General features: G+C 74.1%; 24 protein-coding genes. 11 read left to right on the top strand and 13 right to left on the bottom strand.

Features of this window, described 5'->3' with window-relative positions; all coding sequences use genetic code 11:
• Positions 1-228 precede the first annotated feature (228 nt).
• Together sucB and lpdA are read right to left on the bottom strand one after the other, a co-directional pair.
• Positions 229-1,995 (bottom strand): 2-oxoglutarate dehydrogenase, E2 component, dihydrolipoamide succinyltransferase, encoded by a 1,767-nt coding sequence (sucB, locus tag BLS43_RS24825; protein ID WP_093089109.1) that lies wholly within the window; start codon positions 1,993-1,995, stop codon positions 229-231.
• 41 nt (positions 1,996-2,036) lie between these two features.
• A complete protein-coding gene (lpdA, locus tag BLS43_RS24820) occupies positions 2,037-3,455 on the bottom strand; it encodes a dihydrolipoyl dehydrogenase (RefSeq protein WP_425438568.1) in 1,419 nt (472 codons plus the stop codon).
• A gap of 97 nt (positions 3,456-3,552) precedes the next feature.
• Between lpdA and BLS43_RS24815 the strand changes: the two genes are divergently transcribed.
• Positions 3,553-3,882 (top strand): oxidoreductase, encoded by a 330-nt coding sequence (locus BLS43_RS24815; RefSeq protein WP_093089163.1) that lies wholly within the window; start codon positions 3,553-3,555, stop codon positions 3,880-3,882.
• Between the two features lie 3 nt (positions 3,883-3,885).
• On the opposite strand, the gene BLS43_RS30210 is transcribed toward BLS43_RS24815, so the two are convergent.
• Positions 3,886-4,518 (bottom strand): alpha/beta-hydrolase family protein, encoded by a 633-nt coding sequence (locus BLS43_RS30210; protein WP_176921524.1) that lies wholly within the window; start codon positions 4,516-4,518, stop codon positions 3,886-3,888.
• A 575-nt stretch (positions 4,519-5,093) separates the two neighbouring features.
• A complete protein-coding gene (locus BLS43_RS24805) occupies positions 5,094-5,924 on the bottom strand; it encodes an alpha/beta hydrolase (protein ID WP_143030208.1) in 831 nt (276 codons plus the stop codon).
• A 168-nt stretch (positions 5,925-6,092) separates the two neighbouring features.
• Here BLS43_RS24805 and BLS43_RS24800 point away from each other — a divergent pair, with 168 nt between their 5' ends.
• Together BLS43_RS24800 and BLS43_RS24795 are read left to right on the top strand one after the other, a co-directional pair.
• A complete protein-coding gene (locus BLS43_RS24800; protein WP_143030207.1) occupies positions 6,093-7,301 on the top strand; it encodes a sensor histidine kinase in 1,209 nt (402 codons plus the stop codon).
• The gene (locus BLS43_RS24795) at positions 7,298-7,954 is read left to right on the top strand and encodes a response regulator transcription factor (protein ID WP_093089105.1); all 657 of its coding nucleotides are present in this window, start codon (positions 7,298-7,300) and stop codon (positions 7,952-7,954) included. The genes BLS43_RS24800 and BLS43_RS24795 overlap by 4 nt, the downstream gene beginning before the upstream one ends.
• On the opposite strand, the gene BLS43_RS24790 is transcribed toward BLS43_RS24795, so the two are convergent.
• Positions 7,938-8,756, bottom strand: coding sequence for an SDR family NAD(P)-dependent oxidoreductase (locus tag BLS43_RS24790; RefSeq protein WP_245707778.1), 819 nt, complete (start codon positions 8,754-8,756; stop codon positions 7,938-7,940). The genes BLS43_RS24795 and BLS43_RS24790 overlap by 17 nt on opposite strands.
• A gap of 97 nt (positions 8,757-8,853) precedes the next feature.
• On the bottom strand, positions 8,854-10,338 hold the full coding sequence (locus BLS43_RS24785; protein WP_093089103.1) for a leucyl aminopeptidase: 1,485 nt from the start codon (positions 10,336-10,338) through the stop codon (positions 8,854-8,856).
• 131 nt (positions 10,339-10,469) lie between these two features.
• Between BLS43_RS24785 and BLS43_RS24780 the strand changes: the two genes are divergently transcribed.
• Genes BLS43_RS24780 through BLS43_RS24770 form a run of 3 tightly spaced genes read left to right on the top strand, consistent with a single transcriptional unit; the run spans position 10,470 to position 14,068 of the window.
• Positions 10,470-11,828 (top strand): APC family permease, encoded by a 1,359-nt coding sequence (locus BLS43_RS24780; RefSeq protein WP_176921523.1) that lies wholly within the window; start codon positions 10,470-10,472, stop codon positions 11,826-11,828.
• Between the two features lie 11 nt (positions 11,829-11,839).
• Positions 11,840-12,934, top strand: a complete 1,095-nt coding sequence (gcvT, locus tag BLS43_RS24775) for a glycine cleavage system aminomethyltransferase GcvT (RefSeq protein ID WP_245707776.1) — start codon at positions 11,840-11,842, stop codon at positions 12,932-12,934.
• A gap of 33 nt (positions 12,935-12,967) precedes the next feature.
• On the top strand, positions 12,968-14,068 hold the full coding sequence (locus BLS43_RS24770; RefSeq protein ID WP_093089101.1) for a branched-chain amino acid aminotransferase: 1,101 nt from the start codon (positions 12,968-12,970) through the stop codon (positions 14,066-14,068).
• 75 nt (positions 14,069-14,143) lie between these two features.
• Here BLS43_RS24770 and BLS43_RS24765 read toward each other — a convergent pair whose 3' ends face one another.
• The 4 genes from BLS43_RS24765 to BLS43_RS24750 form a co-directional block, all read right to left on the bottom strand.
• A complete protein-coding gene (locus BLS43_RS24765) occupies positions 14,144-14,881 on the bottom strand; it encodes an adenosylcobinamide-GDP ribazoletransferase (protein ID WP_093089100.1) in 738 nt (245 codons plus the stop codon).
• A gap of 103 nt (positions 14,882-14,984) precedes the next feature.
• Positions 14,985-16,076 (bottom strand): nicotinate-nucleotide--dimethylbenzimidazole phosphoribosyltransferase, encoded by a 1,092-nt coding sequence (locus BLS43_RS24760; protein WP_093089099.1) that lies wholly within the window; start codon positions 16,074-16,076, stop codon positions 14,985-14,987.
• A 55-nt stretch (positions 16,077-16,131) separates the two neighbouring features.
• On the bottom strand, positions 16,132-16,647 hold the full coding sequence (locus BLS43_RS24755; protein ID WP_218129998.1) for a bifunctional adenosylcobinamide kinase/adenosylcobinamide-phosphate guanylyltransferase: 516 nt from the start codon (positions 16,645-16,647) through the stop codon (positions 16,132-16,134).
• A gap of 11 nt (positions 16,648-16,658) precedes the next feature.
• Positions 16,659-17,300 (bottom strand): DUF3043 domain-containing protein, encoded by a 642-nt coding sequence (locus BLS43_RS24750; protein WP_093089098.1) that lies wholly within the window; start codon positions 17,298-17,300, stop codon positions 16,659-16,661.
• A 34-nt stretch (positions 17,301-17,334) separates the two neighbouring features.
• Here BLS43_RS24750 and BLS43_RS24745 point away from each other — a divergent pair, with 34 nt between their 5' ends.
• The 3 genes from BLS43_RS24745 (at position 17,335) to BLS43_RS24735 (ending at position 19,981) form a co-directional block, all read left to right on the top strand.
• Positions 17,335-18,459 carry a glycerate kinase family protein gene (locus BLS43_RS24745; protein WP_093089097.1) on the top strand — a complete coding sequence of 375 codons (1,125 nt, stop codon included), beginning with the start codon at positions 17,335-17,337 and terminating at the stop codon, positions 18,457-18,459.
• 79 nt (positions 18,460-18,538) lie between these two features.
• A complete protein-coding gene (locus tag BLS43_RS24740; protein ID WP_093089096.1) occupies positions 18,539-18,907 on the top strand; it encodes a HesB/IscA family protein in 369 nt (122 codons plus the stop codon).
• A 141-nt stretch (positions 18,908-19,048) separates the two neighbouring features.
• A complete protein-coding gene (locus tag BLS43_RS24735; protein WP_093089160.1) occupies positions 19,049-19,981 on the top strand; it encodes a carbohydrate kinase family protein in 933 nt (310 codons plus the stop codon).
• Positions 19,982-20,025: 44 nt separating this feature from the next.
• Here BLS43_RS24735 and asnB read toward each other — a convergent pair whose 3' ends face one another.
• The gene (asnB, locus tag BLS43_RS24730) at positions 20,026-21,975 is read right to left on the bottom strand and encodes an asparagine synthase (glutamine-hydrolyzing) (RefSeq protein WP_093089095.1); all 1,950 of its coding nucleotides are present in this window, start codon (positions 21,973-21,975) and stop codon (positions 20,026-20,028) included.
• Between the two features lie 333 nt (positions 21,976-22,308).
• On the opposite strand from asnB, the gene ctaC reads away from it, so the two are divergent.
• Together ctaC and BLS43_RS24720 are read left to right on the top strand one after the other, a co-directional pair.
• Positions 22,309-23,184: an aa3-type cytochrome oxidase subunit II gene (gene ctaC, locus BLS43_RS24725; protein WP_093089159.1), complete on the top strand. Its 876-nt coding sequence runs from the start codon at positions 22,309-22,311 to the stop codon at positions 23,182-23,184.
• A 9-nt stretch (positions 23,185-23,193) separates the two neighbouring features.
• Positions 23,194-23,592: a cytochrome c oxidase subunit 4 gene (locus tag BLS43_RS24720; RefSeq protein WP_093089094.1), complete on the top strand. Its 399-nt coding sequence runs from the start codon at positions 23,194-23,196 to the stop codon at positions 23,590-23,592.
• Between the two features lie 86 nt (positions 23,593-23,678).
• On the opposite strand, the gene BLS43_RS24715 is transcribed toward BLS43_RS24720, so the two are convergent.
• Together BLS43_RS24715 and BLS43_RS24710 are read right to left on the bottom strand one after the other, a co-directional pair.
• Complete coding sequence (locus BLS43_RS24715) at positions 23,679-24,173, bottom strand: GNAT family N-acetyltransferase (protein ID WP_245707774.1); 495 nt, start codon at positions 24,171-24,173, stop codon at positions 23,679-23,681.
• Entirely contained in the window at positions 24,166-25,323 is a 1,158-nt protein-coding gene (locus BLS43_RS24710; protein ID WP_093089093.1) for an acyl-CoA dehydrogenase family protein, read from the bottom strand. The genes BLS43_RS24715 and BLS43_RS24710 overlap by 8 nt, the downstream gene beginning before the upstream one ends.
• Positions 25,324-25,392: the final 69 nt, after the last annotated feature.

The following is a 25,392-nucleotide window of genomic DNA, read 5'->3' as shown; positions in this document are numbered from 1 at the left end:
CGTCCCAAGCGTCAGGGCCCGGTGGTGCTTGGGCGTCCCAAGCGTCAGGGCCCGGTGGTGCTTGGGCGTCCCAAGCGTCGCTGGGTGGTGCTTGGGCGTCCCGAGCGTCACCCGGCCCGAGCGGCACCCGGCCCAAGCGTCACCCGGCCCGAGCGGCACCTGCCGGAGCGGGAAGACAGCACGGCGCCGCCGACCCCGGAGGATCGGCGGCGCCGTGGGTGGGCGTGGCTAGAGACCCAGCTCGGCCTCGAAGGCGCCCTCCTCGAGGCGCGCCTTGATCGCGGAGACGAAGCGGCCCGCGTCGGCGCCGTCGACGATGCGGTGGTCGTAGGTCAGCGGCAGGTAGCAGACCGAGCGGACGGCGATGACGTCCTCACCGTCGGGCCCCGCCACGACCTTCGGCTCCTTGGCGATCGCCCCGGTGCCCAGGATCGCGACCTGCGGCTGGTTGATGATCGGGGTGTCGAACAGCGCGCCCGCGGACCCGATGTTCGTGATCGTGAAGGTGCCGCCGGACAGCTCGTCCGGGCCGATCTTGTTGGCGCGGGTGCGCGCCGCGACGTCCGCGATCTTGCGGGCCAGCCCGGCCAGCGACAGGTCCTCGGCGTTCTTGATGACCGGGACGAGCAGTCCGCGCGGGGTGTCGACGGCGATCGCGAGGTGCACGTTGCCGTGGTACTCGACCTGCTTGCCGTCCTCGGAGATCGAGGAGTTGACGGCCGGGAAGGCCTTCAGCGCCTCGACGGTGGCCTTCGCGAAGAAGGGCAGGTAGGTGAGCTTGACGCCTTCGCGGGCCAGGAAGTCGTCCTTCGCCCGTGCCCGCAGCTTGGCGATGCGGGTGACGTCCACCTCCTGCACGGTGGTCAGCTGCGCCGAGATCCGCAGCGAGTCCGTCATCCGCTGGGCGATGACCTGCCGCAGGCGCGGCATCTTCACCGTGGTGCCCGGCTGCGGGCCATCGGCGGAGCGCTGCGGGACCGTGGTGGGCGCAGACGGCGCCGACGGCGCGCTGCTCGCCGCGGCGGGCTGCGCGGCCGGGGCGGACGCGGCGGGCGCAGGCGCCTTCGCGGCCTCGGCGGCGGCCAGGACGTCCTGCTTGCGGATCCGGCCGCCGACGCCGGAGCCCTTGAGCGAGTCGAGGTCGACGCCGTGCTCCTGGGCGAGCTTGCGCACCAGCGGCGTGACGTACGGCGGGGTCGAGCCGCCACCGTCGGCGGGGGACTCCTCGCGGGTCGCGTCGACCGGGGGCGCGCTCTCCGCCGGCTTCGACTCGGCCTTGGGCTCGGGCGTGGGCTCGGGCGTGGGCTCGGGCTTGGGCTCCGCCTTCGGGGCGGGCTTCTCCTCGGCCTTCGGAGCGGGCTCGGGCTCCGGCGCGGACTCGGCCGGGGCGGCGTCGGCGTCCCCGATGACGGCGAGCTGCCCGCCGACCTCGACGGTGTCGTCCTCGGCCACGCTCAGCTCGAGCACGGTGCCCGCGACGGGCGAGGGGATCTCGGTGTCGACCTTGTCGGTGGAGACCTCGAGCAGCGGCTCGTCGACCGCGACCGAGTCGCCGACCTGCTTGAGCCAGCGGGTGACGGTGCCCTCGGTGACCGACTCGCCCAGCTCGGGCATGGTCACCGGGGTGCCGGCGCCGCCGGACTTCTTCGGCGCGGCCTCGGCCTTCGGAGCGGGCTCCGGCTCGGGCTCCGGCTCGGCCTGCGCCTCGGGTTCCGGGGCGGCCTCGGGCTCGGGGGTGGCGGAGCCCTCGTCCGCGCCGCCGTCCCCGATCACGGCGAGCTCGCCGCCGACCTCGACGGTCTCGTCCTCGCCCGCGACGATCTTCTGCAGGGTGCCCGCGACGGGCGAGGGGATCTCGGTGTCGACCTTGTCGGTGGAGACCTCGAGCAACGGCTCGTCGACCTCGACGGTGTCACCCTCGGCCTTGAGCCAGCGGGTGACGGTGCCTTCGGTGACGCTCTCACCGAGGGCGGGCATCTGGACGGAGAAGGCCATGTCTGCTCGGATCCTCTTTCGACGTGCCGTTCGGCCGGGTCTCAGCCGTGGGTGTGGAGGGGTTTGCCCGCCAGGGCGAGGTGCGCTTCGCCGAGCGCCTCGTTCTGGGTGGGGTGGGCGTGGACGAGCGGGGCGACGTCGCCGGGCTCGGCTTCCCAGTTGTAGACGAGCTGGGCCTCGCCGATCAGTTCGCCGACGCGCGCGCCGACCATGTGGATCCCGACGACCGGGCCGTCCTTCGCGCGGACGAGCTTGATCGCGCCGGAGGTCTGCAGGATCTGGGACTTGCCGTTGCCACCCAGGTCGTAGGTGAGGGTCTCGATCTCGCCGTGCCGCTCCCGGGCTTGGGCTTCGGTGAGCCCGACGGAGGCGACCTCGGGATCGCAGTAGGTGACCCGCGGGATCCCGGCCTCGTCGATCACCGCCGGCTCGAGCCCGGCGATGTCCTCGGCGACGAAGATCCCCTGCTGGAAGCCCCGGTGGGCCAGCTGCAGCCCCGCGACGATGTCCCCGACCGCGTACACGCCGGGCAGGTTGGTGCGCAGCCGCTCGTCGGTCGTGACGAACCCGCGGTCCATGGCGAGCCCGGCCTGCTCGTAGCCGTGGCCGGTGGTGTTGGGGCCGCGCCCGACCGCGACGAGCAGCAGGTCCGCCTCGAGCTCCTCGCCGGACTCCAACGACACCGCGACGGTGTCGTTCGCCTGCTTGGCGCCGGTGAACCGCACCCCGGTCTTGGCGGTGATCTTGCGGCGGCGGAAGGCGCGCTCGAGGAGCTTGGACGCGAACTCGTCCTCGCCTGCGACCAGGCGCGGCAGCGCCTCGACGACGGTGACCTCGGCCCCGAAGGACCGGTACACGCTGGCGAACTCCACGCCGATCACGCCGCCGCCGAGGATGACGACCTTCTGCGGCACGCTGTCCCAGGTCAGGGCCTGGTCGGAGGTGACGATCCGGCCGCCGATCTCCAGATCGGGCAGCGTCTTGGCGTAGGAGCCGGTGGCGAGCACGACGTTGCGGCCGGTGTAGACGGTGCCGTCCACCTCGACGGCGTCCGGGGCGTGGAAGGTGCCCGCACCCGCGACCAGCTCGATCTTGCGGGACTTCACCAGCCCCTGCAGGCCCTTGTAGAGGCGCGAGACCACGCCGTCCTTGTAGGAGTGCACCCCGGCCATGTCGATGCCGATCAGCTGCGAGAGCACCCCGACGTTCGCGCCGTCCCGGGCGTGGTCGGCGACCTCGGCGGCGTGCAGCAGCGCCTTGGTCGGAATGCAGCCCCGGTGCAGACAGGTGCCGCCGAGCTTGTCCTTCTCGACCAGGACGACCGACATCCCCAGCTCCGCGGCCCGCAGGGCACACGCGTAGCCGCCGGAACCACCACCCAGGATGACCAGATCGGCAGCCTGTTGCGGCACGTCGGTCCCCTCCGTCTCACCCGCTCGGTCATGCGAGTCGGCGCCCATCTTTACACCCGGGCTCGGTTCGCGGCGGCCCAGGTCGGGAGAAAATCGGACACCTCACGCGTTGGAGGTGGCGAGAACCGGGGACCGGGAGGGCGAGATGGGCCTGTTCAGCCGAAAGCGGGCCGGTGTGCGACGGCGCGCGGACTCGGGTGACGTCGAGCACCTGCGGTCCTGGGCGAGCGTGCGCGAGGGGGTGGAGGGGTTCGTCGAGCCGCGCACGGCGGTCACGGAGACCACCCTGCTGCTCGTCGCCAAGGACGGCGAATGGACGCGGCGGCGGATCGGTAGCCCGGACGCCGCCCGCAAGCTGGCGAAGTCGATGCGGATGCCGGTGTACGACGTCCAGCTCGTCGGCTACCCCCAACGCATGCGCGACCACGACGCACGGCAGAAGGTCCTGCGCAGGCGTGCGGCGGAGGGTCGCTGATGATCAGAACCGGTAGCGGTGCCCGTGCCCCGGCGGCACGTCCTGCGCGATCAACAACGCGGCGCTGACCTGCCAGAACCGGACGGGATCGGTGAGCAGCAGGCCCGGTGACCACGCGACGACGGGATCGTCGGGGTTGGCGAGCTCGGTGCAGGCGTCCTGCGGGTCGTCGGCGGATCCGGGTCTGCCCGCGAGCACGCACTCGTCGGCGAGCCGGGCCACCGGCAGCGCCGCGGCCGCGCCGAGGCTCTCGCCGAGCAGCACCAGTCGAGGGCCGTCCGGTGGGAGCGCCGCACGGACGGCGGTGAGCGTCGCCGCCGCGGAGCGTTCCGCCGCGTGACCGCCGAGCAGGTACTCCACCCAGCTCGGACGGTCCGCGTACTGCACCACGACCGTCGCGACGTCCCCGCCGAGCCGGTCCTCGTACGCCCGCACGGCGGCCGGGTCCACCCAGCCCGAGCCGGTGGGCACGATCACCAGGACCGTGCCGCGCGCCGGCCCGCCCGTGCGCTGGAGAGCGTCGACCGCCGCGGCCGCCCGCCCCGTGTCGTCCGCGGCCGCCGCCACGTCGACGTAGACGCGGACCGGTGCCGTGGGGGTGGTGGCGGGCAGGTCCAGGAACCGCCGCCCCTCCACCCCGAGCGGCGTGGTGGCCGGGGCGGATGCGGTGGCAGTGCGGACGACGGGTGCGGTGGGGGCGGATGTGCCGGCAGAGCCTGCATCGGCTGCGGATGTGCTGGCAGTGCCTGGGCTGGCCGCGGATGTGCTGGCATCGCGTGCGGTGGCCGCGGATGTGCTGGCAGTGCGTGCGCCCGGTGCGGATGCGCTGGCAGTGCGTGCGCCTGGTGCGGATGCGCTGGCAGAGCGGGCAGTGGCCGCGGATGCGCTTCCTGCCGCGGGAACGGCGATCAGAGCCGGTTCGAGGACCAGGACTGCGGCGAGGATCGCGGCCAGGCCCACGCCGGGACCGCCCCACAGCATCGCGACCACCCGCCGCGCGGTCCCCACCGCCGCGGTGACCGTGAGCCCACAGAGCAGCGCCGCGAGGGCCGCGAGCCAGGCGGGCGGGGTGAGGGGCCAGGGCGTCACCAGGCACAGCACCGCCGCTCCGACACCGGGTCCGGCCGTCAGGATCGTCGGAACGGTGCGCGCACCGGCGGGTCCGGCATCGCGGGCGCCGGCCCGGTGGGCAGGGTGGTGGAGTACGGCGCTCACGGCCGGGTGGCCTCGCCCCGCGCGATCCCCGCGACCGCGGCGAGCGTGGGGGAACCGGGGAGGAGGTAGCCGTCGTGCGCCCGCAGGCCGTCGACGGGCAACGGACGGGCACCGAAGCCCGGCGCCGCGGGGTCCGCGCCGTGCCCCAGGTCCCCGAGCCGCACGTGCGGCACGAACCGGATCCAGTCCTGTCCCGCGCGCGCGACCCACACCCGCGCGCGGGTGTGCAGGTCCTCGACCGACTCCGCGCGGACCCCGGGGGAGGCGAGGAGGACGAGGTCGTCGGCGTCGAGCGCGGGCGCCGCGATCCCCACGACGACGCTCCCGTAGCTGTGCCCGACCACCGTCACGTGCCGGGCGCCACCGGCCCGCAGCGCCGCGACCTCGGCGACCAGCGCGGGCGCGGCGGCGCGGGCGAGGCGACCGGCGGCGGCGTCGTAGCCGAGCCCCTGCGGGGTCTCGTACCCCACCCAGAGCACGACGACGGTGTCCCGGCCCACGCTCGCGGCCAGGCTCCGCGCCCAGGTCATCGGCCGTCTCGGGGACCCGTCGAGGGTGTGCAGGTCGATGTCCGACCCCGGCACGAGGACCACGACGTTCGCCGCCGTCGCGACGTCCCCGATCGCCACGACGGCGCGTCCCCGGCCCGCCGGATCACAGCCGAGCACACGGACCCGTTCGTCACCGTCCGTCACCTTTGTGGTCAGGAAGGCGGCGCAGACCGGATCGAGGCCGACCGGCCCGAGGGCGGGGGCGGGCAGCGGCCGCACGGCGATGACCAGCAGGCTGAGCAGCAACGACGCGATTCCGAGCCCGGAGAGATCCATGGTCACGACGCTAGGAATCCAGGGCCCGTCGATCGTCACGCTGCGGAGCCGTCTTCGCGCCGGTACGGGCGTCCCCGACGGCGGGCCGACCCCCTACCCGGGTACCGGGTCGGAGAGGGCACCCGCGGGTGAGGCGCGCCCGCCCGGGACACGCCTAGGCTCGCCGGGGTGACGACGGTGGGGGAGCGGGCCGTGCGCCTGCTCGGCGACTCGATCCGGGCGGCCGTGTGGCCCACCCGCGGCGAGGACGCCCGCTGGAGCCGCCCCCACTCCCGTCTGCTGCGTCCGGTTCCCGTCCTGACCGGCCTCTACGGCGTGATCGTCGCGATCGCGGTGTCCGGGGCCGTGCTGAACGAGCGCATGACCGGTGGCCTCGCATTCCTCGCCCTGCTGCCGATGGCGGGCGCCCTCGCGCTCGCCCCGCGCCGCCCGCTCGACGCCTGGCGGATCGGGACCGCCTGGCTGGTCGTGCTGGCCTTCCTGCTGCCGCCACCGCCCGCCCCGGCTCCGGGGCTGGAGGTCTGGGGATGGCTGCTCTGGACACCGTTGCTGCTGCTCGGGGCCTGGGGTGCGCCCGGCCGGACCACGCTCGGGGTGGCGGTGGTGTCCGGGCTCGCCGTCGTCGTGCTGGTGGTGGCGACCCCGGCGGACGTGCCGCTGAGCGAGCTCGGGCTCACGCTCTCCGCCCTCGCCTTCCCGCTCGGGGCGGGCGCGGCCCTCGGGGCGCGGTGGGACACCCGGCGGGCGCTGGAGGTGGAGCGGCGGGAGCTCGCGGCGGCGCAGGCCGAGCGGGGCGCGCTGGCCGAGCGCGCGCGGATCGCGCGCGAGATGCACGACGTCGTCGCGCACCACATGTCCATGATCGCCGTCCGCTGCGAGACGGCGCCTTATCGGCTCGGCCGGCTGCCGGCTCCCGCCCGTGCGGAGCTCGCGGAGGTCGCGACGGCCGCGCGGGAGGCGCTCCGGGAGATGCAGGGCCTGCTGGGGGTGCTGCGGACCGGGGAGACGGAGCGGACCCCGCAGCCGGGCCTCGCGGACATCGAGCCGCTGTTGGTCGAGGCGAGGGCGGCCGGGGTGGAGCTGACCTGGGAGATCGTCGAGGTCGAGGTGCCTGCGCCGGTGGGGCTGACGGCCTTTCGGATCGTCGCGCAGGGGCTGGCCAACGCGCGCCAGCACGCGCCGGGCGCCCCCGTGCACGTCGCGATCACCGACGGGCTGGTCGTCGAGATCGTCAACGGACGCGGGACCGGGCCGGGCACGCCGGGCGGCGGTACGGGCATCCCGTCGATGCGCGAGCGGGCCGAGGTCCACGGCGGCACGCTCGACGCGGGCCCCACCGCGGACGGGTTCCGGCTCAGGGCGGAGCTGCCGCGGTGATCAGGGTGGTGGTGGTCGACGACCAGGCGATGGTCCGCGAGGGGTTCGCCGCGCTGCTGAACGCGCAGGAGGACATCGAGGTCGTCGGGACGGCGGAGAACGGGCGCGAGGCGATCGCCGCCGTCGGGGAGCACGCGCCGGACGTGGTGCTGATGGACGTGCGGATGCCGGTGCTCGACGGCATCGCGGCGACCCGGGAGCTGGCCGGTCACCCCACGAAGGTCCTCATGCTCACCACGTTCGACCTCGACGATCACGTCTACGACGCGCTGCGCGCCGGGGCGGGCGGGTTCCTCCTCAAGCACGCGCCCGCGGCGGAGCTGCTGCACGCCGTGCGGGTCGTCGCGGCGGGGGAGGCGCTGCTCGCGCCCGAGGTGACCCGACGCCTGATCGGCCACTTCGTGTCCGCCCGCCCGGCCGCGCTGACCGACGCCCGGCCCGCGCGCCTGGCCGCGCTGACCGACCGCGAGACCGAGGTGTTGCGCCTGGTCGCGGCCGGGTTCTCCAACGCGGAGATCGCCTGCAGGCTGGTGCTCGCCGAGCAGACCGTGAAGAGCCACGTGAGCCGCACGTTCACCAAGCTCGGCCTGCGCGACCGGGCCCAGGCGGTGGTGCTGGCCTACGAGTCCGGGCTGGTCAGACCCGCGTCGTGAGCTTGCGGGCGCCCATCTTCTGCAACACCGGGAAGGCCCGCAGGGTGACACTCGGCGCCAGGGTGTTGGCCCGCGCCAGCACCGCCCGCCAGGTCGGCACGGTCTTCACGATCCGGCTCGTGCCGAACATGTCGAGCAGCTCGGCCGCGACGCGGTCGGGGGTCAGCAGCACGCCCGAGCGCACCGTGGCCTGGGCGCGCGCGTCCATCTCCGAGAGCAGCGGGGTGGCGACGCCGTCGGGGTTGATCGCGTGCACCCGGATCCGGTCGGCCCGGTGCTCCTCGGCCAGGGCCTGGGCGAGGGAGAGCACCGCGGCCTTCGTGGCGGCGTAGAGCGAGAGGTTCGGCACCGGCCCGAGCCCGGAGAGCGAGGCGGTGACCGCGAGCTCGCCGCCCTGCCCCTGGGCGCGGAACGCCTCGACCGCCGCCCGGCAGCTCCACACCACCCCGAGCACGTTGACCTCGACCAGCGCCCTGGCCTGGGCGTCGGTCAGGTCGACGAGCGGTCCGCCGGTGCCCAGCCCGGCGTTCGCGACCCAGGCGCCGAGCGGCGCGAGCGTGCGCGCGTGCTCGGCCACGGCGCGCGTGGCCTCGGGGTCGGTGACGTCGTGGGGCATCGACTCGCCGCCGACCGCGGCGGCCACCTTCTCGGCGGCCGCGCCGTCGACGTCGGTCACCAGGACGCGGTACCCGCGCTCCGCGAGCTCGCGCGCGACCGCGGCCCCGATCCCACCGCCCCCACCGGTGACGACGGCCGAACGGGAGCCTGCGGGGACGCGGTGCGCGACACGACGACGGATCACCCGCCGCACCCTACCGGCGGGTAGGGAGACCGCCACCCTGCCGCCCGACCCCTCGTGAGCGGCGATGGTCGCTCTGGCGACCATCGCCGCTCACGGGTCAGCCGTTCGCCGCGACGTCCTCGAGCAGCGCGACCAGGGTGCGCACCGGGACCCCGGTGCCGCCCTTCGGGGTGTAGCCCCAGGCCCCGCCGGTGTTGAACGACGGGCCCGCGATGTCGACGTGTGCCCACGGCAGGTCCTTCGCCACGAACTCGCGCAGGAAGATCCCGGCCGCGAGCATGCCGCCGAAGCGGTTGCCGGTGACGTTGGCCAGGTCGGCGATCCGGGAGTCCAGCTCGGGGCGCAGGTGCGGCGGGAGCGGCATGGCCCAGGCGTCCTCCCCGACGGCCCGGCCGAGCGCGGCGACGCGGTCCCGGAACTCCTCGGACCCCATGATCCCGGCGGTGCGGGTGCCGAGCGCGACCATCTGCGCGCCCGTCAGCGTCGAGGTCTCGACGAGGTAGTCCGGCTCGTCCTCGGCGGCCCGGACCATGGCGTCGGCCAGGATGAGCCTGCCCTCGGCGTCGGTGTTGAGCACCTCGACGGTCTTCCCGCCGTACATGGTGAGCACGTCGCCGGGGCGGTAGGCGGTGTCCGAGGGCATGTTCTCGGCCATCGGGACCGTGGCGGTGACGGCGACCGGCAGCTGCAGCCGCGCGGCCGCCACCGTCGTCGCGATCACCGCGGCGGCGCCGGACATGTCCGAGGTCATGTGGTCCATGCCGGCGGCGGGCTTGATCGAGATGCCGCCGGTGTCGAACGTGATGCCCTTGCCGACGAGCGCGACCTTCTTGACCGGAGCCGACCCGCCGGACCAGCGCAGCCGCACCAGGCGGGGCTTGCGGGAGGACCCCTGGCCCACGCCCATGATCCCGCCGTAGCCGCCGGCGAGCAGGGCGTCGTCGTCGAGCACCTCGACCTCGAGCCCGGCGGCCTCGCCCAGCTCGCGGGCGCGCGCGGCGAAGGTCTCGGGGTAGAGCGCGTTCGGCGGGGTGTTGATGAGGTCGCGCGCGGCGAGCACGGCCTCCGCGACGGTGCTCGCGTGCGCGATCACGTCCGCGTCCCCCGGCGCGAACTCGACGACGCCGATCGGGCCCTTCCCGGCCGTCGGGTCGCCCTTGAACGCGGTGAAGCGGTAGGCGCCCAGCAGGGTGCCCTCCGCGGCGGCGGCCGGGTCGACCGCGCCGAGCGTGGAGACGATCCGGGCCGTGCCGCCGAGCGCGCGGGCGACGGCGCCCGCGGCGCGCCGGACGTCGTCGGACGTCGGCTCCTTGCCCAGACCCACGCCCACCACGACGGGCGCGGCGACGGCGCCGCGGCCGGGGAGCCGCACGACCTCCTCGAGCTTCCCGGTCGCCCCGCCCAGCGCGAGCAGCGCGGCGAGCTCACCGGAGAACGCGGCGTCCACCTCCTCGGCGCCCGCCGCGAGGACCGGGTCCTCCTCCGTCGCGAGCAGCCCGACGACCAGCACGTCGGCCTCCGCCGCGGTGACGGCCCCGTCCAGTACTGCGAGGCGGGTCTGGGTCTCGGCCGTGGTGGTCAACTCTTCGGCTCCCTGCGATCGGACTGGGTTGCGACGCGGGTCACACCGCAGGCGCGGCGAGACCTCTTCGAAATGCTAATGACACCGTCGCGGGGCCGATTCGCCGCGGGTCGGATGTCATGGTGGTGTCCGTGGCGCGCGAGGTGAGACCGACCTGGGGGCGGCGGCTCGGCATCGCCGACGTCGTCGTCCTCGGTCTGGTCGCCATGCTCGGCTCCGGGGTGTTCATCGTGTTCGCCCCCGCGGGCGCGGCCGCGGGCGGCTGGCTGCCGATGTCGGTCCTGCTGGCGGCGGTCGTGGCGACCACCTGCGTGCTGTCCACGGCGGAGTTGGTGCTCGCCCGTCGCGACCAGGGCGAGACCTTCTCCGCCGGCTACACCGCCGGGTACCTCGCGGCCCGGGAGCGGCTGCACCCCGCGGCGGGCAGGCTCGCGGGGGTGGCGCTGCTCACCGGCGGCATCGCGTCCGCGGCCGCCGCGGCGGGGGTGTTCGGGGCCTACGTCCTGGGCACCGGGCGGTTCGTCACCGCGATCATCGTGATCGTCATCGCGGCGGGGCTGAACATCGCGGGCGTCCGGACGACCGCGCGGGCCTGCTGGCTGCTCGCGGGCGGGACGGTCGCGGTGCTGCTGGTGGTGGTCGTCGTCGGGTTGCTGGGGCCGGGGGGAGCGGAGTCGGCGTCCGCGTCGGCGACCGCGGGGGAGGCCGCCCGCGGGGTCGCGGTGCCGGTCGTGCAGCCCTCGCAGGGCGTGCTCGGCGTGCTGTCCGCGGCGGGGCTCGTGTTCTTCGCGTTCGTCGGGTTCGCGAACGTGACCACCCACCGCGAGGAGGTCCGCAACCCCGCGCGGACGCTGCGCCGCGCCATCCCCATCGCGCTCGGCGTGTGCACGCTGGTCTACCTCGCGGTGGCGGGCGCCCTGCTCGTCGGCCTCGGGGCGGACCGCCTGGGGACCGAGCACGCGCCGCTGGTCGCGCTCGTCGACACCGGGCAGGCGCCCGCGCTGGGCGTCCTGGTCCGGATCGGGGCGGCCGTCGCCGCCGGGTCCACCCTGCTCGCGGTGCTGATCGGGGTCAGCCGCACGGCGTCGCAGATGGCGCGCCGCGACGACCTGCCCCGCGCCTTCGCCAAGGTGTGCGGCTCGGGCGCGCCCTGGCGCTCGGACGTCCTCGGCGCGGCGCTGGCCGCCCTGGTCGCCGTGCTCGCGGGGCCGGTCGCCTCCATCGCGCTGTCCGCCTGCGCCATGCTGATCCACTACGCCCTGGTGCACGCCGCGACGCTGCGGACGCCCGGACGTCGGTACCCGGGGTGGGTCCCGGTCGTCGGGCTGGTGCTGTGCCTGGGGCTGGCCGCCCTGCTGCCGGTCACCTCGGTCCTGATCACGCTCGGCGTGCTCGCCGTCGGCTGGGGGCTGACCGAGCTCTCGGCGCTGCGGGCCCGCCGCCGCCCGCCTGCGGACACCGAGGAGCCCCCGGGGCGGCAGGCGGCATAGGGTCTCGGGTCGTGGATCTGATCTCCGGCCCCCTCGACGACCGGCACCTCGCCCTGGGCGCGACCATGGGCCCGTTCGGCGGCTGGTCGATGCCGATCTCGTACCCGGGCGGCACGGTCGCCGAGCACACCGCGGTGCGTGCAGCCGTCGGGGTGTTCGACGTCAGCCACCTCGGGAAGCTGCAGGTCAGCGGGCCGGGTGCGGCCGAGTTCGTGAACTCCTGCCTCACCGCCGACCTGGCGAGGATCGGGCCCGGCCAGGCGCAGTACACGTTGTGCTGCACCGAGTCCGGGGGCGTGGTGGACGATCTGATCGCCTACCTCGACGGCCCCGACTCCGTGCTCCTCGTGCCGAACGCGGCCAACTCGGCGGAGGTGCTGGCGCTCCTGCGGGCCGCCGCCCCCGCCGGGATCACGATCACCGACCGCCACCGGGACCTCGCGGTGCTCGCCGTGCAGGGCCCGCGCTCGGCCGAGCTCTTCGCGACCATGTTCGCCGGCTTCGGCGGGATCGCGGACCTCGACTACATGGCCTTCACCGAGGCCGGTTCGGTGCGCGTGTGCCGCACCGGCTACACCGGTGAGCACGGCTACGAGCTGCTCGTGCCGTGGGAGCAGGCGGCGGGGATCTGGGACGGGCTGCTGGCGGGCGCCGCATCGCTGGGCGGGGTGCCCTGTGGGCTGGGGGCGCGGGACACGCTGCGCACCGAGATGGGCTACCCCCTGCACGGGCAGGACCTCTCGCCCGACATCACGCCGGTGCAGGCGGGGTCGTCGTGGGCGGTGGGCTGGTCCAAGCCCGCGTTCTGGGGCCGCGCGGCGCTGCTCGCGGAGAAGGAGGCGGGCCCGACCAGGCGGCTGCGGGGCCTGCGGGCGACCGGGCGCGGCGTCCCCCGCGCCGGGATGACCGTGCTGCGGGACGGGGAGGCCGTGGGCGTCACGACCTCGGGCACGTTCTCCCCGTCGCTGAAGACGGGCGTCGCGCTCGCCCTCATCGACACGGATGCGCAGGTCAGGGTGGACGACGTGCTCTCGGTGGACGTCCGCGGGCGGGGGCTCGAGGTGGTCGTCGCGAAGCCCCCGTTCGTGCCCTCGCACGTCCGATAGTCGGGGCCCCCGCCGACGGGTTACCGTTCACGTATGAGCGTGCTGCAGTTCACCCACCTCCCTCACCCGAACCCGGTGTCCGAGTCGCGGCGCGCCGAAATCCTCGCCGCCCCCGGCTTCGGGAAGTTCTTCACCGACCACATGGTCTCCATCCGGTGGACCCGCGGGGAGGGCTGGCAGGACGCGAAGGTCGAGCCGTACGGCCCGATCGCGCTGGACCCGGCCACGATGGTGCTGCACTACGGGCAGGAGATCTTCGAGGGCCTCAAGGCCTACACCCAGCCGGACGGCACGATCGCGTCGTTCCGCCCCGAGGCGAACGCCGCCCGCTTCCGGCAGTCCGCCGTGCGGCTCGGCATGCCCGAGCTGCCGGACGAGGTGTTCCTCCAGGCCATCGACGAGCTGATCACGGCCGACCGCGCCTGGGTGCCGCCCGCGGGCGGTGAGGAGTCGCTCTACCTGCGCCCCTTCATGATCGCCACCGAGGTGGGGCTGGGGGTCAAGCCCGCCGACGAGTACCTGTTCCTGCTGATCGCCTCGCCCGCCGGGGCGTACTTCCCGGGCGGGGTCAAGCCGGTCGACGTCTGGCTGTGTACGGACTTCACCCGCGCGGCGGTCGGCGGCACGGGCACCGCGAAGTGCGGCGGCAACTACGCCGCCTCGCTGCTCCCGCAGGCCCAGGCCGCCGCGCACGGCTGCGCCCAGGTCGCCTACCTCGACGCCGCCGAGAAGAAGTGGATCGAGGAGATGGGGGGCATGAACATGTTCTTCGTCTTCGCCTCCGGCGAGCTGGTCACCCCCGAGCTGTCGGGGTCGATCCTCGAGGGCGTCACCCGGCACTCGCTGCTGGTGCTGGGCAAGGAGATCGGCTGCGACGTCGTCGAGCGCCGGATCTCGGCGGACGAGTGGATCTCCGGCTGCGCGGACGGCACGATCACCGAGGTCTTCGCCTGCGGCACCGCCGCGGTGATCACCCCGATCGGCAACGTCAAGTACCAGGCGGGGGACGAGGTCCGCACCGTCGCGGTGGGGAACGGCGAGTCCGGCGCGGTCACCACCCGCCTGCGCGGCATCCTCACCGACATCCAGCGCGGCAAGGGCCACGACACCCACGGCTGGATGACCACCCTCTGACCCCGCGAGTCCCCGCTCCGGCCCCGCGAGTCCCGCGCTCGCGTGCGCGACCTGCGCTGAGCGCCGACTCCGTGGTCAGGGCGCCGTGACCAGCACCAGCAGTGTGGCCGCGGTGCCCAGCTCCGCGGCCGCACCGAGCACGTCCCCGCTCATCCCGCCGAACCGGCGGGCCGTGTGGGCGGACAGCCCGATCGTCACCAGCGCCGACAGCAGCACCGCGACAGGTCCCCGCCAGCCCGCGAACGCGTAGCCGGCCGCGGCGAGCACCGTCCACCACACCAACGGGACCCAGCGCGGCTGCGACCCGGCGACCGACGCGCCCAGCCCGCCCGGCCGGGCGGCAGGCACACCGCGGCGCGCGACCCAGCTGAACCCGACCCGGCCGACGGCGCACGCGAGCGCCCCGGCGGCGACGACCCGCCCCCCGCCCACCGAGGCGAGCCCCGCCGCCTGCGCCCCGAGCACGACCAGCAGCGTGACCACGGCGAACGGCCCCGCTCCGCCGTCCTTCATCGCGGCGAGCGCCCGTTCCGGCGGCCCGTAGGAGCCGAGCCCGTCCGCGGTGTCGGCGAGCCCGTCGACGTGCATCCCGCGGGTGGCCAGCGCGAGGAACCCGACCGCGAGCAGACCGGCGGCCGGCGAGGGAACCTCCGCAGCGCCGAGCCCCCACACCAGCAGCCCCGCGCACGCTCCGAGCACGCCGCCCACGACCGGCGCCCACCGCAGCGCCCCGGCGGCCTCCCCGCCCGACGGCGCCCCGGTCCGCACCGGCAGCACGGTCAACCAGCTCAGCGCCAGCGCGAGCGATCTCATGGGGCGCTACTCACCGCGCGCCCGGGAGGACTCGCGCACGAAGCGGACGACTCGCCGACACGGGGGACTCGCGGGGCTGGAGCGGGGGACTCGCGGCGCGGGCTCATCCGGTCACGGCGCGGACCGGGACGATGCCGCTGGACTCGGCGCTCGCCGTCTCGCCGAGCAGGCGCGCGGCGGCCTGGACGAGCGGGAGAACGGCGACGGCGCCGGTCCCGTCGCCCTGGCGGATCTGCAGGTCCAGCACCGGGACGAGCTGCAGGTTCTGCAGCACCAGCGTCATCGCGGGCTCGGGGGACTGCTGGGCCGCGAGCCACCACTGGTGGGCGCCGGGGGCCAGGTCGTCGGCGAGCAGGCCCGCCGCGCCGACCACCAGGCCGTCGAGCAGCACGGGGGTCCGGCGCAGCGCGGCCTGCACGAGGAACCCGGTCAGCACGGCGAGGTCCGCCCCACCGATCGTGCGCAGCAGGGCACGCGGGTCGCGGACGTGCGGTTTCGCGCGGCGCAGCGCGTCCCGGATGGCGGCGGCCTTGCGCATCCAGGCGTCGTCCCCGATCCCGGACCCGCGGCCCACGACCGCGACCGGCTCGGCCCCGGTGACGGCTGCGACCAGCGTCGACGCCGCCGTGGTGGCCCCGACCCCGAGCGAGGCGGGGACCAGCAGGTCGGCCCCGGAGTCGACCTCCTCGTCCGCGAGCGCGCGGCCGATCCGGATGCCCTCGGCGACCTCGGTGTCGCTCAGCGCGTCCTCGCGGTCGATGCGGCCGCTGCCGCGCCGCACCCGGTAGCGGTCCTGCCCCGGCAGCACGGCATCCCGGTCGAGGCCCGCGTCGATCACCCGCACCGACGCCCCGGCGACCGTCGCGGTGACGGCGACCGGCGCGGACTGCTCGAGGGTGGCGGCGACCTGCAGCGCCGTGACGTCCGCGGCGTAGGCCGAGACGCCGGCCGCGGCGATCCCGTGGTCGGCGGCCACGACCACCACCCGGGCGCGGGCGGGCGGGCGCGGCGGGCACCGGCCCTGCAGCGAGGTCAGCCAGAGTCCCAGGTCGGCGAGCACGCCGAGGCTGCCCGCCGGGATCGCCAGCCCGTCCAACCGCGCGACGGCCTGGTGGCGCGCCTCGAGATCGGGCGCGGGGACCGGGGGGAACGGCGCAGGCTCGGTCGGGGTGGGGGACTCCGGGCTCTCGCTCACGGCACCTTCCTACCGTCCACCCGTCGGGACCCGGTCGGTGGCCCACCGACCGGGGTCACGCCCGCTTCAACCACAGCGGCAGCCCCGCCACGAGCAGCACCACCTCGTCGCACACCTGGGCGAGCGCCGCGTTGAGCGCGCCGAGCTCGTCCCGGAACACCCGACCGGCGCGGGTGGGGGGCACCACCCCGAGCCCCACCTCGGCGGAGACCAGGACGAGCCGGTCCCCGGCGAACCTGCGCACCGCCTCCACCAGAGGGGACACGTCGATCGTGGCCGCGGGATCGGACCAGGCGCCGGCGTCGTCGAGCAGGCCGGTGACCCAGGTGGCGAGGTCGTCGACCAGCACCGGACCGGGACGGGCGAGCTCGACCGGCAGGTCCGGGGACTCGACGGTCGTCCAGGACGGCGGCCTGCGGGCGACGTGGCGGGCGATGCGGGCGTCCCAGTCCGCGTCGTCCGGGTAGCGGCGGGCCGTGGCGAGGTAGCGGACGGGGGCGTCCGCAGGCAGCAGCGCCTCCGCGTGCGCCGACTTGCCGGACCGGGTCCCGCCGAGGACGAGGGTCCGCACCGGCGGGGTCGTCAGGAGATCGTGGCGCCGCGCTGCACCCTGGGCTTGGGCACCCGCAGCCTGCGCAGCTGCGAGGCCCGGGTGAACGCGTACCACCCGGTGCCGAGTCCGCTGATCTTCTCGTTCGGGAACTTGGCCCGCGCCTGCTTCGTGGTCCGCATCCCCAACAGCACGCCCTCGGTCACCATGACCGCCAGCGCGACCAGCGAGAACAGGCTCAGGTACTGCTGCACCGACGGGATCGGCAGCAGCACCGAGATCAGCACGATCACCGCGAGCGGCATGAACAGGCCCATGATGTGCGGCCGCGAGTCCACGACGTCTCGGATGTAGGCCTTGACCGGCCCGCGGTCGCGGGGGAGGAGCACGCGCTCGTCGCCCGCGTCCATCCGCTTGCGACGCTCCAGCGCGGCGGCACGGCGGGCGTCCTTCGACGGCCGGTTGGCCCGGGCCCGCTTCGACGCCTCCCGCTGCGTGGTCGGCGGCGGGGCCACCGGACCGCGCTTGACGCCCTGGGCGTCCCGGCGCTTCGGCGTGGGCCGGCCCTTGCCCTCCGTCCAGCGGGGATCCTTGGGCTTCTGCGCAACGGCAGTGTCGACCGTCTCGGACTGGGTCTTCGCGGCCTCGTCATCGCCACGGCGCAGGAACCTCACAGCTCGACAGGGTACGGGCGATACGGTGCGCGGTGTGCGCGTGGTCGTCGCTCCGGACTCCTTCGGCGGAACACTCAGCGCCCCGGCCGCCGCCGCGGCGATCGCGGAGGGGTGGCGGCGCGCGGTGCCGGACGCCGTGGTGGACCTGGTCCCGCTGGCCGACGGCGGCACCGGGTTCGTCGACGTGCTGCACGCGGGCCTGGGCGGGACCCTGCACGAACCGCAGGTCACCGGCCCGTTCGGCGCGCCCGTGACCGCGCCGTGGCTGCAGGTCGGGCAGACCGCGTACGTCGAGTCCGCCGCCGCCTGCGGCCTGCACCACGTGCCGCGAGCGCAGCGGACCCCCGAGGTCGCAGGCTCGGTGACGACCCACGGCGTCGGCGAGCTGCTCCTGCGGGCGGTCGAGGCGGGGTGCACGGAGGCCGTGATCGGGCTCGGCGGCTCCGCGACGACGGACGGCGGCGCGGGGATGTACGCCGCCCTCGGCCTCGGCCCGCTGGACGCCGAGGGGGCGCCGCTGCCGCCGGGCGGCCGGGCACTGGGCCGCGCGGCGCGCCTGGCCGAGCCCCCCGGGTCCCCGCTCGCCGGGCTGCGGCTGGTCGCCGCCTCGGACGTCGACAACCCCCTGCTCGGCCCGCACGGCGCCGCGGCGGTGTTCGGGCCGCAGAAGGGGGCGGACGCCGCGACCGTCGAGGCCCTGGACGCCGCGCTGGCGCACTGGGCGGACCTGCTGCTCCGAGAGGTCCGGGACGAGCCCGCCGCGGGTGCCGCCGGCGGGCTCGGTGCCGCGCTGCTGGCGCTCGGGGCGCGCGTGGAGTCGGGGGCGGGGCTCGTGCGGGCCCTGCTGGGCCTGGACCAGGCGCTCGACGCCGTCGCCGCCGAGGGCGGGGTCGCGATCACCGGTGAGGGCAGCTTCGACTGGCAGTCGCTGCGCGGCAAGCTCATCACGGCCGTCGCGTCGGCGGCGGCGGAACGCGGCGTACCGTGCGTGGTGTTGGCCGGGCAGGTCGCCGTCGGGAGGCGGGAGGCCGCCGCGGCCGGGGTGGACGCCGCGTACGCGGTCGCCGAGCACGCGGGCGGGGTGGAGGCGTCGATGGCGGACCCCGCCGGGACCCTCGCCGCCCTGGCCGAGCACGTCGCCCGCCGGTGGGGGGCGTGATCCGGATCACCGCGAACGTGATGTCCCGCGAGGGCCTACACTGGGAACAGTTCGACCGCGAGCGTTGTTGGAGGAGTTCATGACCGTCGAGAACACCGTCGAGGCCGGGTCGACCACCGAGACCCACGGCGTCGAGCTGACCGACACCGCGGCGCTCAAGGCGCGGTCCCTGCTCGAGCAGGAGGGCCGCGACGACATGCACCTGCGGATCGCGGTGCAGCCGGGAGGCTGCGCGGGCCTGCGCTACCAGCTCTTCTTCGACGACCGCTCGCTGGACGGGGACCTGTTCCGCGACTTCAGCGGTCTCAAGGTGGGCGTCGACCGGATGAGCGCGCCGTACCTGCAGGGCGCGGTGATCGACTTCGTCGACACCATCGAGAAGCAGGGCTTCACGATCGACAACCCGAACGCGGGCGGTTCCTGCGCCTGCGGCGACAGCTTCAACTGAGTCTTCGCCCACGTCGCCCCCGTGCTCAGCACGGGGGCTTCGTCATGTCCGGGAGCAGCCTGCGGAAGGAACCTCGGCGCTGCCGTAAGGTCACCTCACGTGCGCATCGCCGTCACCGGATCCATCGCGACCGACCACCTCATGCACTTCCCGGGGAGGTTCGCCGACCAGCTCGTGGTCGACCAGCTCGACCGCATCTCGCTGTCCTTCCTGGTCGACGAGCTGACGATCAAGCGCGGCGGGGTCGCGGGCAACATCGCCTACGCCCTCGGCGTGCTGGGGCAGTCGCCCGTGCTCGTCGGCGCCGTGGGCGCGGACTTCGCCGACTACCGCTCGTGGCTGGACCGCCACGGCGTCGACACCTCCGGCGTGCACGTGTTCCCGGACGTCCACACCGCGCGCTTCGTCTGCACCACGGACGACGACATGCGCCAGATCGCGTCGTTCTACGCGGGTGCCATGTCCCGGGCCCGGGACATCGAGCTGCAGCCCGTCGCCGACCGCGTCGGCCCGCTGGACCTGGTGCTGATCGGCGCCAACGACCCCGAGGCGATGCTGCGGCACACCGACGAGTGCCGCACCCGCGGCATCCCGTTCGCCGCGGACCCCTCGCAGCAGCTCGCCCGCATGGAGGGCCCGGAGATCAAGCGGCTCGTCTCGGGCGCGCGATACCTGCTCACCAACGACTACGAGTGGGAGCTCCTGCTCAAGAAGACCGGCTGGACCGCCGAGGACGTCGCCGCCGAGGTCGAGATCCGGATCACCACGCTGGGCGAGAAGGGCGTGCAGATCGTCGGCCGGGACGGGACCGCCCTCGAGGTCGGCGTCGTGCCCGAGACGGCGAAGGTCGACCCCACCGGCGTCGGGGACGCGTTCCGCGCGGGCTTCCTCGCCGGGACCGCCCAGGGCCTGTCCCTGGAGCGGGCCGCCCAGCTCGGCTCCCTGGTGGCGGTGCACGTCCTGGAGACCGACGGCCCGCAGGAGTGGCGCTGGGACCGCGCGCAGGCCCTCACCCGCCTGGAGGCCGCCTACGGCCCCGACGCGGCCGCGGAGATCACCGCCGCCCTCACCTGACCGTGAGCGGCGATAGTCGCTATGGCGACTATCGCCGCTCACGATCAGATCTGGATCGGGTAGTGCGGCTCCGGGACGTCCACCTCGATGCGGCGCTCCACGAAGATGCCGTACCAGATCAGGAACACCAGGAGCGTCCAGATCCGGCGCGAGTGGTCCACCGGCCCCTCGCGGTGCGCGTCGAGCATCTGCTGGACGGCGGGCAGGTCCACCAGGTGGCCCGCGCCGGAGTCCCGGATGACGTCTCGCGCCCAGGAGTACATCTCGTCCCGCAGCCAGTGCCGGATCGGCACCGGGAAGCCCAGCTTGCGCCGGTTCAGCACGTGGGCCGGGACGATCGAGGCCAGCGCCCCGCGCAGCGCGTACTTCGTGGTCCCGTTCGAGCCGCCGGTGATCTTCTGCGACATCGGCAGGGACGAGGCGATCCGGAAGACCTCCGGGTCCAGGAACGGCACCCGCAGCTCGAGCGAGTTGGCCATGGTCATCTTGTCGGCCTTGACCAGGATGTCGCCGCGCAGCCAGGTGAACAGGTCCACGTGCTGCATCCGCGCGACCGGGTCCCACTTCTCGGACTCCGCGTAGTGCCGCGCGGTGACGTCGGTGTGGGACACGCGCGGGTCGTACTGGCGCAGGATCGAGTGCAGCTGGTCGTCCCGGAAGATCCGGGCGTTTCCGTAGTAGCGGTCCTCGAGATCCAGCGAGCCGCGGCGCAGCAGGTCCTTGCCGCGCATCCCCTCGGGCAGCCGCCTGCTCGCGCGCCCCAGGAGGGGGCGCAGGGCGCCGGGCACCTTCTCGAACGGGGCCAACGACGTCGGCTCCCGGTAGATCGTGTAGCCGCCGAACAGCTCGTCGGCCCCCTCGCCGGACAGCACGACCTTGACGTGCTGGCGGGCCTCGCGGGCGATGAACCACAGCGGGACGAGCGCGGGGTCGGCCACCGGGTCGTCGAGGTACCAGACGATGAGCGGCAGGGCCTCCATCATCTCGTCCGGCTTCACGGTGCGGACCACGTGCTTGACGCCGATCGCCGCGGCGGACTCGGCGGCGACGTCGACCTCCGAGTAGCCCTCGCGCTCGAACCCGGTGGTGAAGGTGATCAGGTCCGGGTTGTGCTCCTTGGCCAGCGCCGCGATCGCGGTGGAGTCGATGCCGCCGGAGAGGAACGCGCCGACCGTCACGTCCGCGCGCATGTGCTTGGCCACGGAGTCCCGGATCACCTCGGTGATCTCGCCGTGCACGATCGACTCGGCCTGCGGGCTCGCCGGGGTGTGCGAGGGGATCGAGACGAACTTCGGGTGGAAGTACCGGGTGGCGACGGGCTGCCCGCCCGGGCGCACCGTGGCGTACGTCCCGGACTCGACGCGCCCGATCGCGCGATGCAGCGTCTCCGGCTCCGGGACGTACTGCAGGATCAGGTAGTGCTGCAGGGCGGCCGGGTCCAGCTCGTCCGAGCTGCCGATGCCCAGCTCCGGGGCCAGCTCCAGCAGGCTCTTCTTCTCGCTGGCGAACGCGACCCCGGTCGGCCCCGTCGACAGGAACAGCGGCTTGATGCCGAACGGGTCCCGCGCGACGAACAGCTCCCGCCGCGCGGAGTCCCAGATCGCGAACGCGAACATGCCGCGCAGCCGCGTGACGGCCTCGGGGCCCCAGTGGTGGAAGGCCGCGACGATCGCCTCGGTGTCGCCCTCGGTCGCGAACTCCGCGCCCAGCTCGGCCAGCTCGGCCCGCAGCTCGAGGTAGTTGTAGACCTCGCCGTTGAAGGCGATGGTGTACCGCCCCGTGTCCGGGCCCGACGGCGGCCAGTGCAGCGGCTGGTGGGAGCCCGCCACGTCGATGATCGACAGGCGGTTGAAGCCGAGCACGACGTCGTCGTCGTGCCAGGTCCCACTCTCGTCCGGGCCCCGGTGTCGTTGGCACCGCAGCGCCCCGGCGATCGCCTCGACCCGGGAGGGCGCATCGCCGTCAGAGGTCAGCAGTCCCAGCAGTCCGCACACAGCGAGTCAGTATGCCCAGCCCGCCCCGCCGCCCCCCGGACGGGTCACGGTCGGGTCACGCGACACCCGGGGGCGCGCCGATCCGATCTGCTCGGCTAGTCTCTACACGTGGTCGAAGGTCCGCCCCGTCCCGAACGTGCGGATCATCGACCGGAGTTGCGGTCTTCGCAGCTCAGCGCACGTAGCGACGCGAACGGCGTGGCACACCACCACGCAGGACGAGGGGAAGGCGGCGGGCCAGTGGGCCGATCGGAGCGCACCAGCGTGCGGCGAGGTTCACGCCGTACCGGATGGGTTCGGGCGGCGAAGCTCGCCGGACTCGGAGTGCTGGCCATGCCGCTCCTGGCGGGCTGCTCGGTGGAGGAGGTCATCCGCTTCGGCTGGCCCGTGGGCGTCACGCCCGAGGCCACCCAGATGCGGCACCTGTGGACGTGGTCGGCCATCGCCGCCCTCGTCGTGGGCGTGGTCACGTGGGGCGCCATGTTCTGGGCGGTGGTCTTCCACCGCAAGAAGAAGGGTGACGACGGGTCGATCCCGCGGCAGACGCAGTACAACCTGCCGGTCGAGATCGTCTTCACCGTGATCCCGACGATCATCGTCGCGGTGCTCTTCGGCTTCACCGTCTCGGTGCAGAACTACGTCGACAAGGACGTCCCGGCCGACATGGCGGTCGACGTCACCGGCTTCCAGTGGAACTGGGCGTTCACCTACCCGGACGAGGTCGCGGCGGACGGCAAGCCCGTCGAGACCATCGGCACGGCGCAGACCATCCCGCTGCTGGTCCTGCCCACGGACACGTCCATCCAGTTCACCATCGCCTCGAACGACGTGATCCACTCGTTCTACGTGCCGGAGTTCCTCTTCAAGCGGGACGTGTTCCCGATGCCGGAGAAGAACGACACCGACAACGTGTTCGTCATCGACCGCATCGAGCAGGAGGGTGCCTTCGTCGGGCGGTGTGCCGAGCTCTGCGGCACCTACCACGCCTCGATGAACTTCGAGGTCAGGGCGCTGAACCCGGGCCTCTACGAGCGCTACATCGACCTCCGCAAGCAGAACAACCCGGCGACGGGCGAGCTGTACACCGCGCAGGAGGCGCTGTCCTCGCTGAACTGTGGCCAGTGGTGCGCGCCGGAGGCGATCACGACCACGCCGTTCACCGGCCGCGGCCAGCAGTACGCGCCGCTGCCGCAGGCGTCCGGGAGCTGAGGGAGAGCAATGAAGGTCGAGTCCCGGATCTTCGAGATCTGCACGGCGTTCTTCTTCGTCGCCGCGATCGTCTACACGATCCTGACCCACGAGGCCGTCGGCATCGCCGCGCTGTTCCTCACGGGTGGGCTGTCGCTGATCATCGGTACGTACTTCCGGTTCGTCTCGCGGCGGCTCGAGGAGCGCCCCGAGGACAACCCGGACGCCGAGGTGTCCGACGGCGCGGGCGAGGTCGGGTTCTTCTCGCCCGGCTCCTACTGGCCGATCGGCGTGGCGTTCTCGGCGGCGCTGATGGGTGTGGCGCTGGCGTTCTTCTTCGTCTGGCTGATGATCATCGCCGGCGTGCTGCTGCTGCTCGCCATCGGCGGCCTGGTGTTCGAGTACCACATCCGGCCCGCCACGCACTGAGCCGTCCCACAGTTTCACGCATCATGGAGCCACAACTGTCGTTCTCGACGCTCGAAACGACGGTTGTGGCTCCATGATGCGCGTGGTTACAGGGCGCGGTGCATGATGTGGAGGCCCACCAGGCCTTGCGTCGGGTGGCGGAAGGCCTCGGGGATGGTGCCGACGATCTCGAAGCCCAGCGAGCGCCAGAGGCCGACCGCCCGGGTGTTGGCCTCGACCACGGCGTTGAACTGCATGGCGCGGTAGCCGCGCCGCCGCGCCTCGACGAGCGTGGCCTCCGCGAGCCCCCGGCCGACGCCGCCGCCCGCCCGGTCCGGGTCGACCATGAACCCGGCGTTGGCCACGTGGTCGCCGAGCCCGGGTTGCACGGGCTTGAGCAGCGCCGTGCCGACGGCTACCTCGTCGACCTCCGCGACGAGCGTCACCGCGGGCGCGGGCGGCATCCAGAGCGCACGGGCCTGCGCCTCCGGGGTGTCCGGCGCCCACGTGTAGGTGTCACCGCTCGCGACGACGCGGTGCCAGATGGGCCAGATCGCGGGCCAGTCCTGCGGGCCCGCGACCCGGACCCGCAGGTCAACCACGTGCAGCGGGACCCAGCGCGTCCCGGGCGATGATCACCTGTTGGATCTGGCTGGTGCCCTCGTAGATCCGGAAGAGCCGCGCGTCCCGGAAGAACCGCTCCACGGCGACACCGCGCATGTACCCGGCGCCGCCGTGCACCTGCACGGCCCGGTCCGCGACCCGGCCCACCATCTCGGAGCAGAAGTACTTCGCCGCCGACGGACCTGCGATCCGGTCCGTGCCCGCGTCGAACGCCCGCGCGGTCTCCATGACCAGCGCGCGCCCGGCCAGGTGGTCGGTCACCGAGTCCGCGACGAGACCCTGGATGAGCTGGAAGCGGGCGATCGGGGCGCCGCCCTGCTCCCGGGTCTTCGCGAACTCGGTGGTCTCGTGGACGAGCCGCGCGGCCATGCCGGTGCAGACCGCCGCGATGTGCAGCCGCCCGTGGGCGAGACACTTCGCCGCGATCTGGAAGCCGGTGTCGACACCCTCGTCGCCGCCGACCAGGTTCTCGTGCGGCACCCGCACGCCGTCCAGGTGGACGTCCGCGGTCCAGGCACCCGCCTGACCCATCTTCGCGTCCTTGGGGCCGACCGACAGCCCGGGTGTGTCCTTGGGCACCAGGAAGGCAGAGATGCCGCGGTTGCCCCGGGCCTCGGGGTTGGTACGTGCGAAGACCATGATCACGTCGGCGACGGGGGAGTTGGTGATGTAGCGCTTGGTCCCGTCGAGGACCCACTGATCGCCGTCGCGCGTCGCCCGAGTGGCCAGGGCCGACGGATCGGAGCCCGCGTCCGCCTCGGTCAGCCCGAAGCTGGCCGTGACCTCGCCGGACGCCAGCCGCGGCAGCCAGGCCTTCTTCTGCTCCTCGGTGCCGCCCTCCATCAGGACGTGCCCGGCGATCCCGTTGTTCGTGCCGAACAGCGACCGCAGCGCCGGGGTGGTCCAGCCGAGCTCCATGGCCAGCTGCACCTCCTCGACGGAGTTCAGTCCCAGGCCGCCGTACTGCTCGGGGATGGTGAAGCCGTAGAGGCCCATCTCCTTGCACTGGGCGACGATCCCCTCCGGGATCGCGTCCTCCTCCTCGATACGGCCCTCCAGCGGCACCACCTCGGTTCGGACGAACTCCCGTACCGAGCCCAGGATCGCCTGCAGGTCGTCGACGTCCACGTCGCGCCCTCCTCTCGTGTCGTCCCTACCGGACGGTAGCTCAGCGGGTCCGGAAGCTCAGCGGGTCCG

This window comes from Pseudonocardia oroxyli (assembly GCF_900102195.1).
GTDB lineage: Bacteria > Actinomycetota > Actinomycetes > Mycobacteriales > Pseudonocardiaceae > Pseudonocardia > Pseudonocardia oroxyli.
Note: the sequence above shows the minus strand (reverse complement) of the source record. Positions and strands in the feature narration are given on the sequence as shown.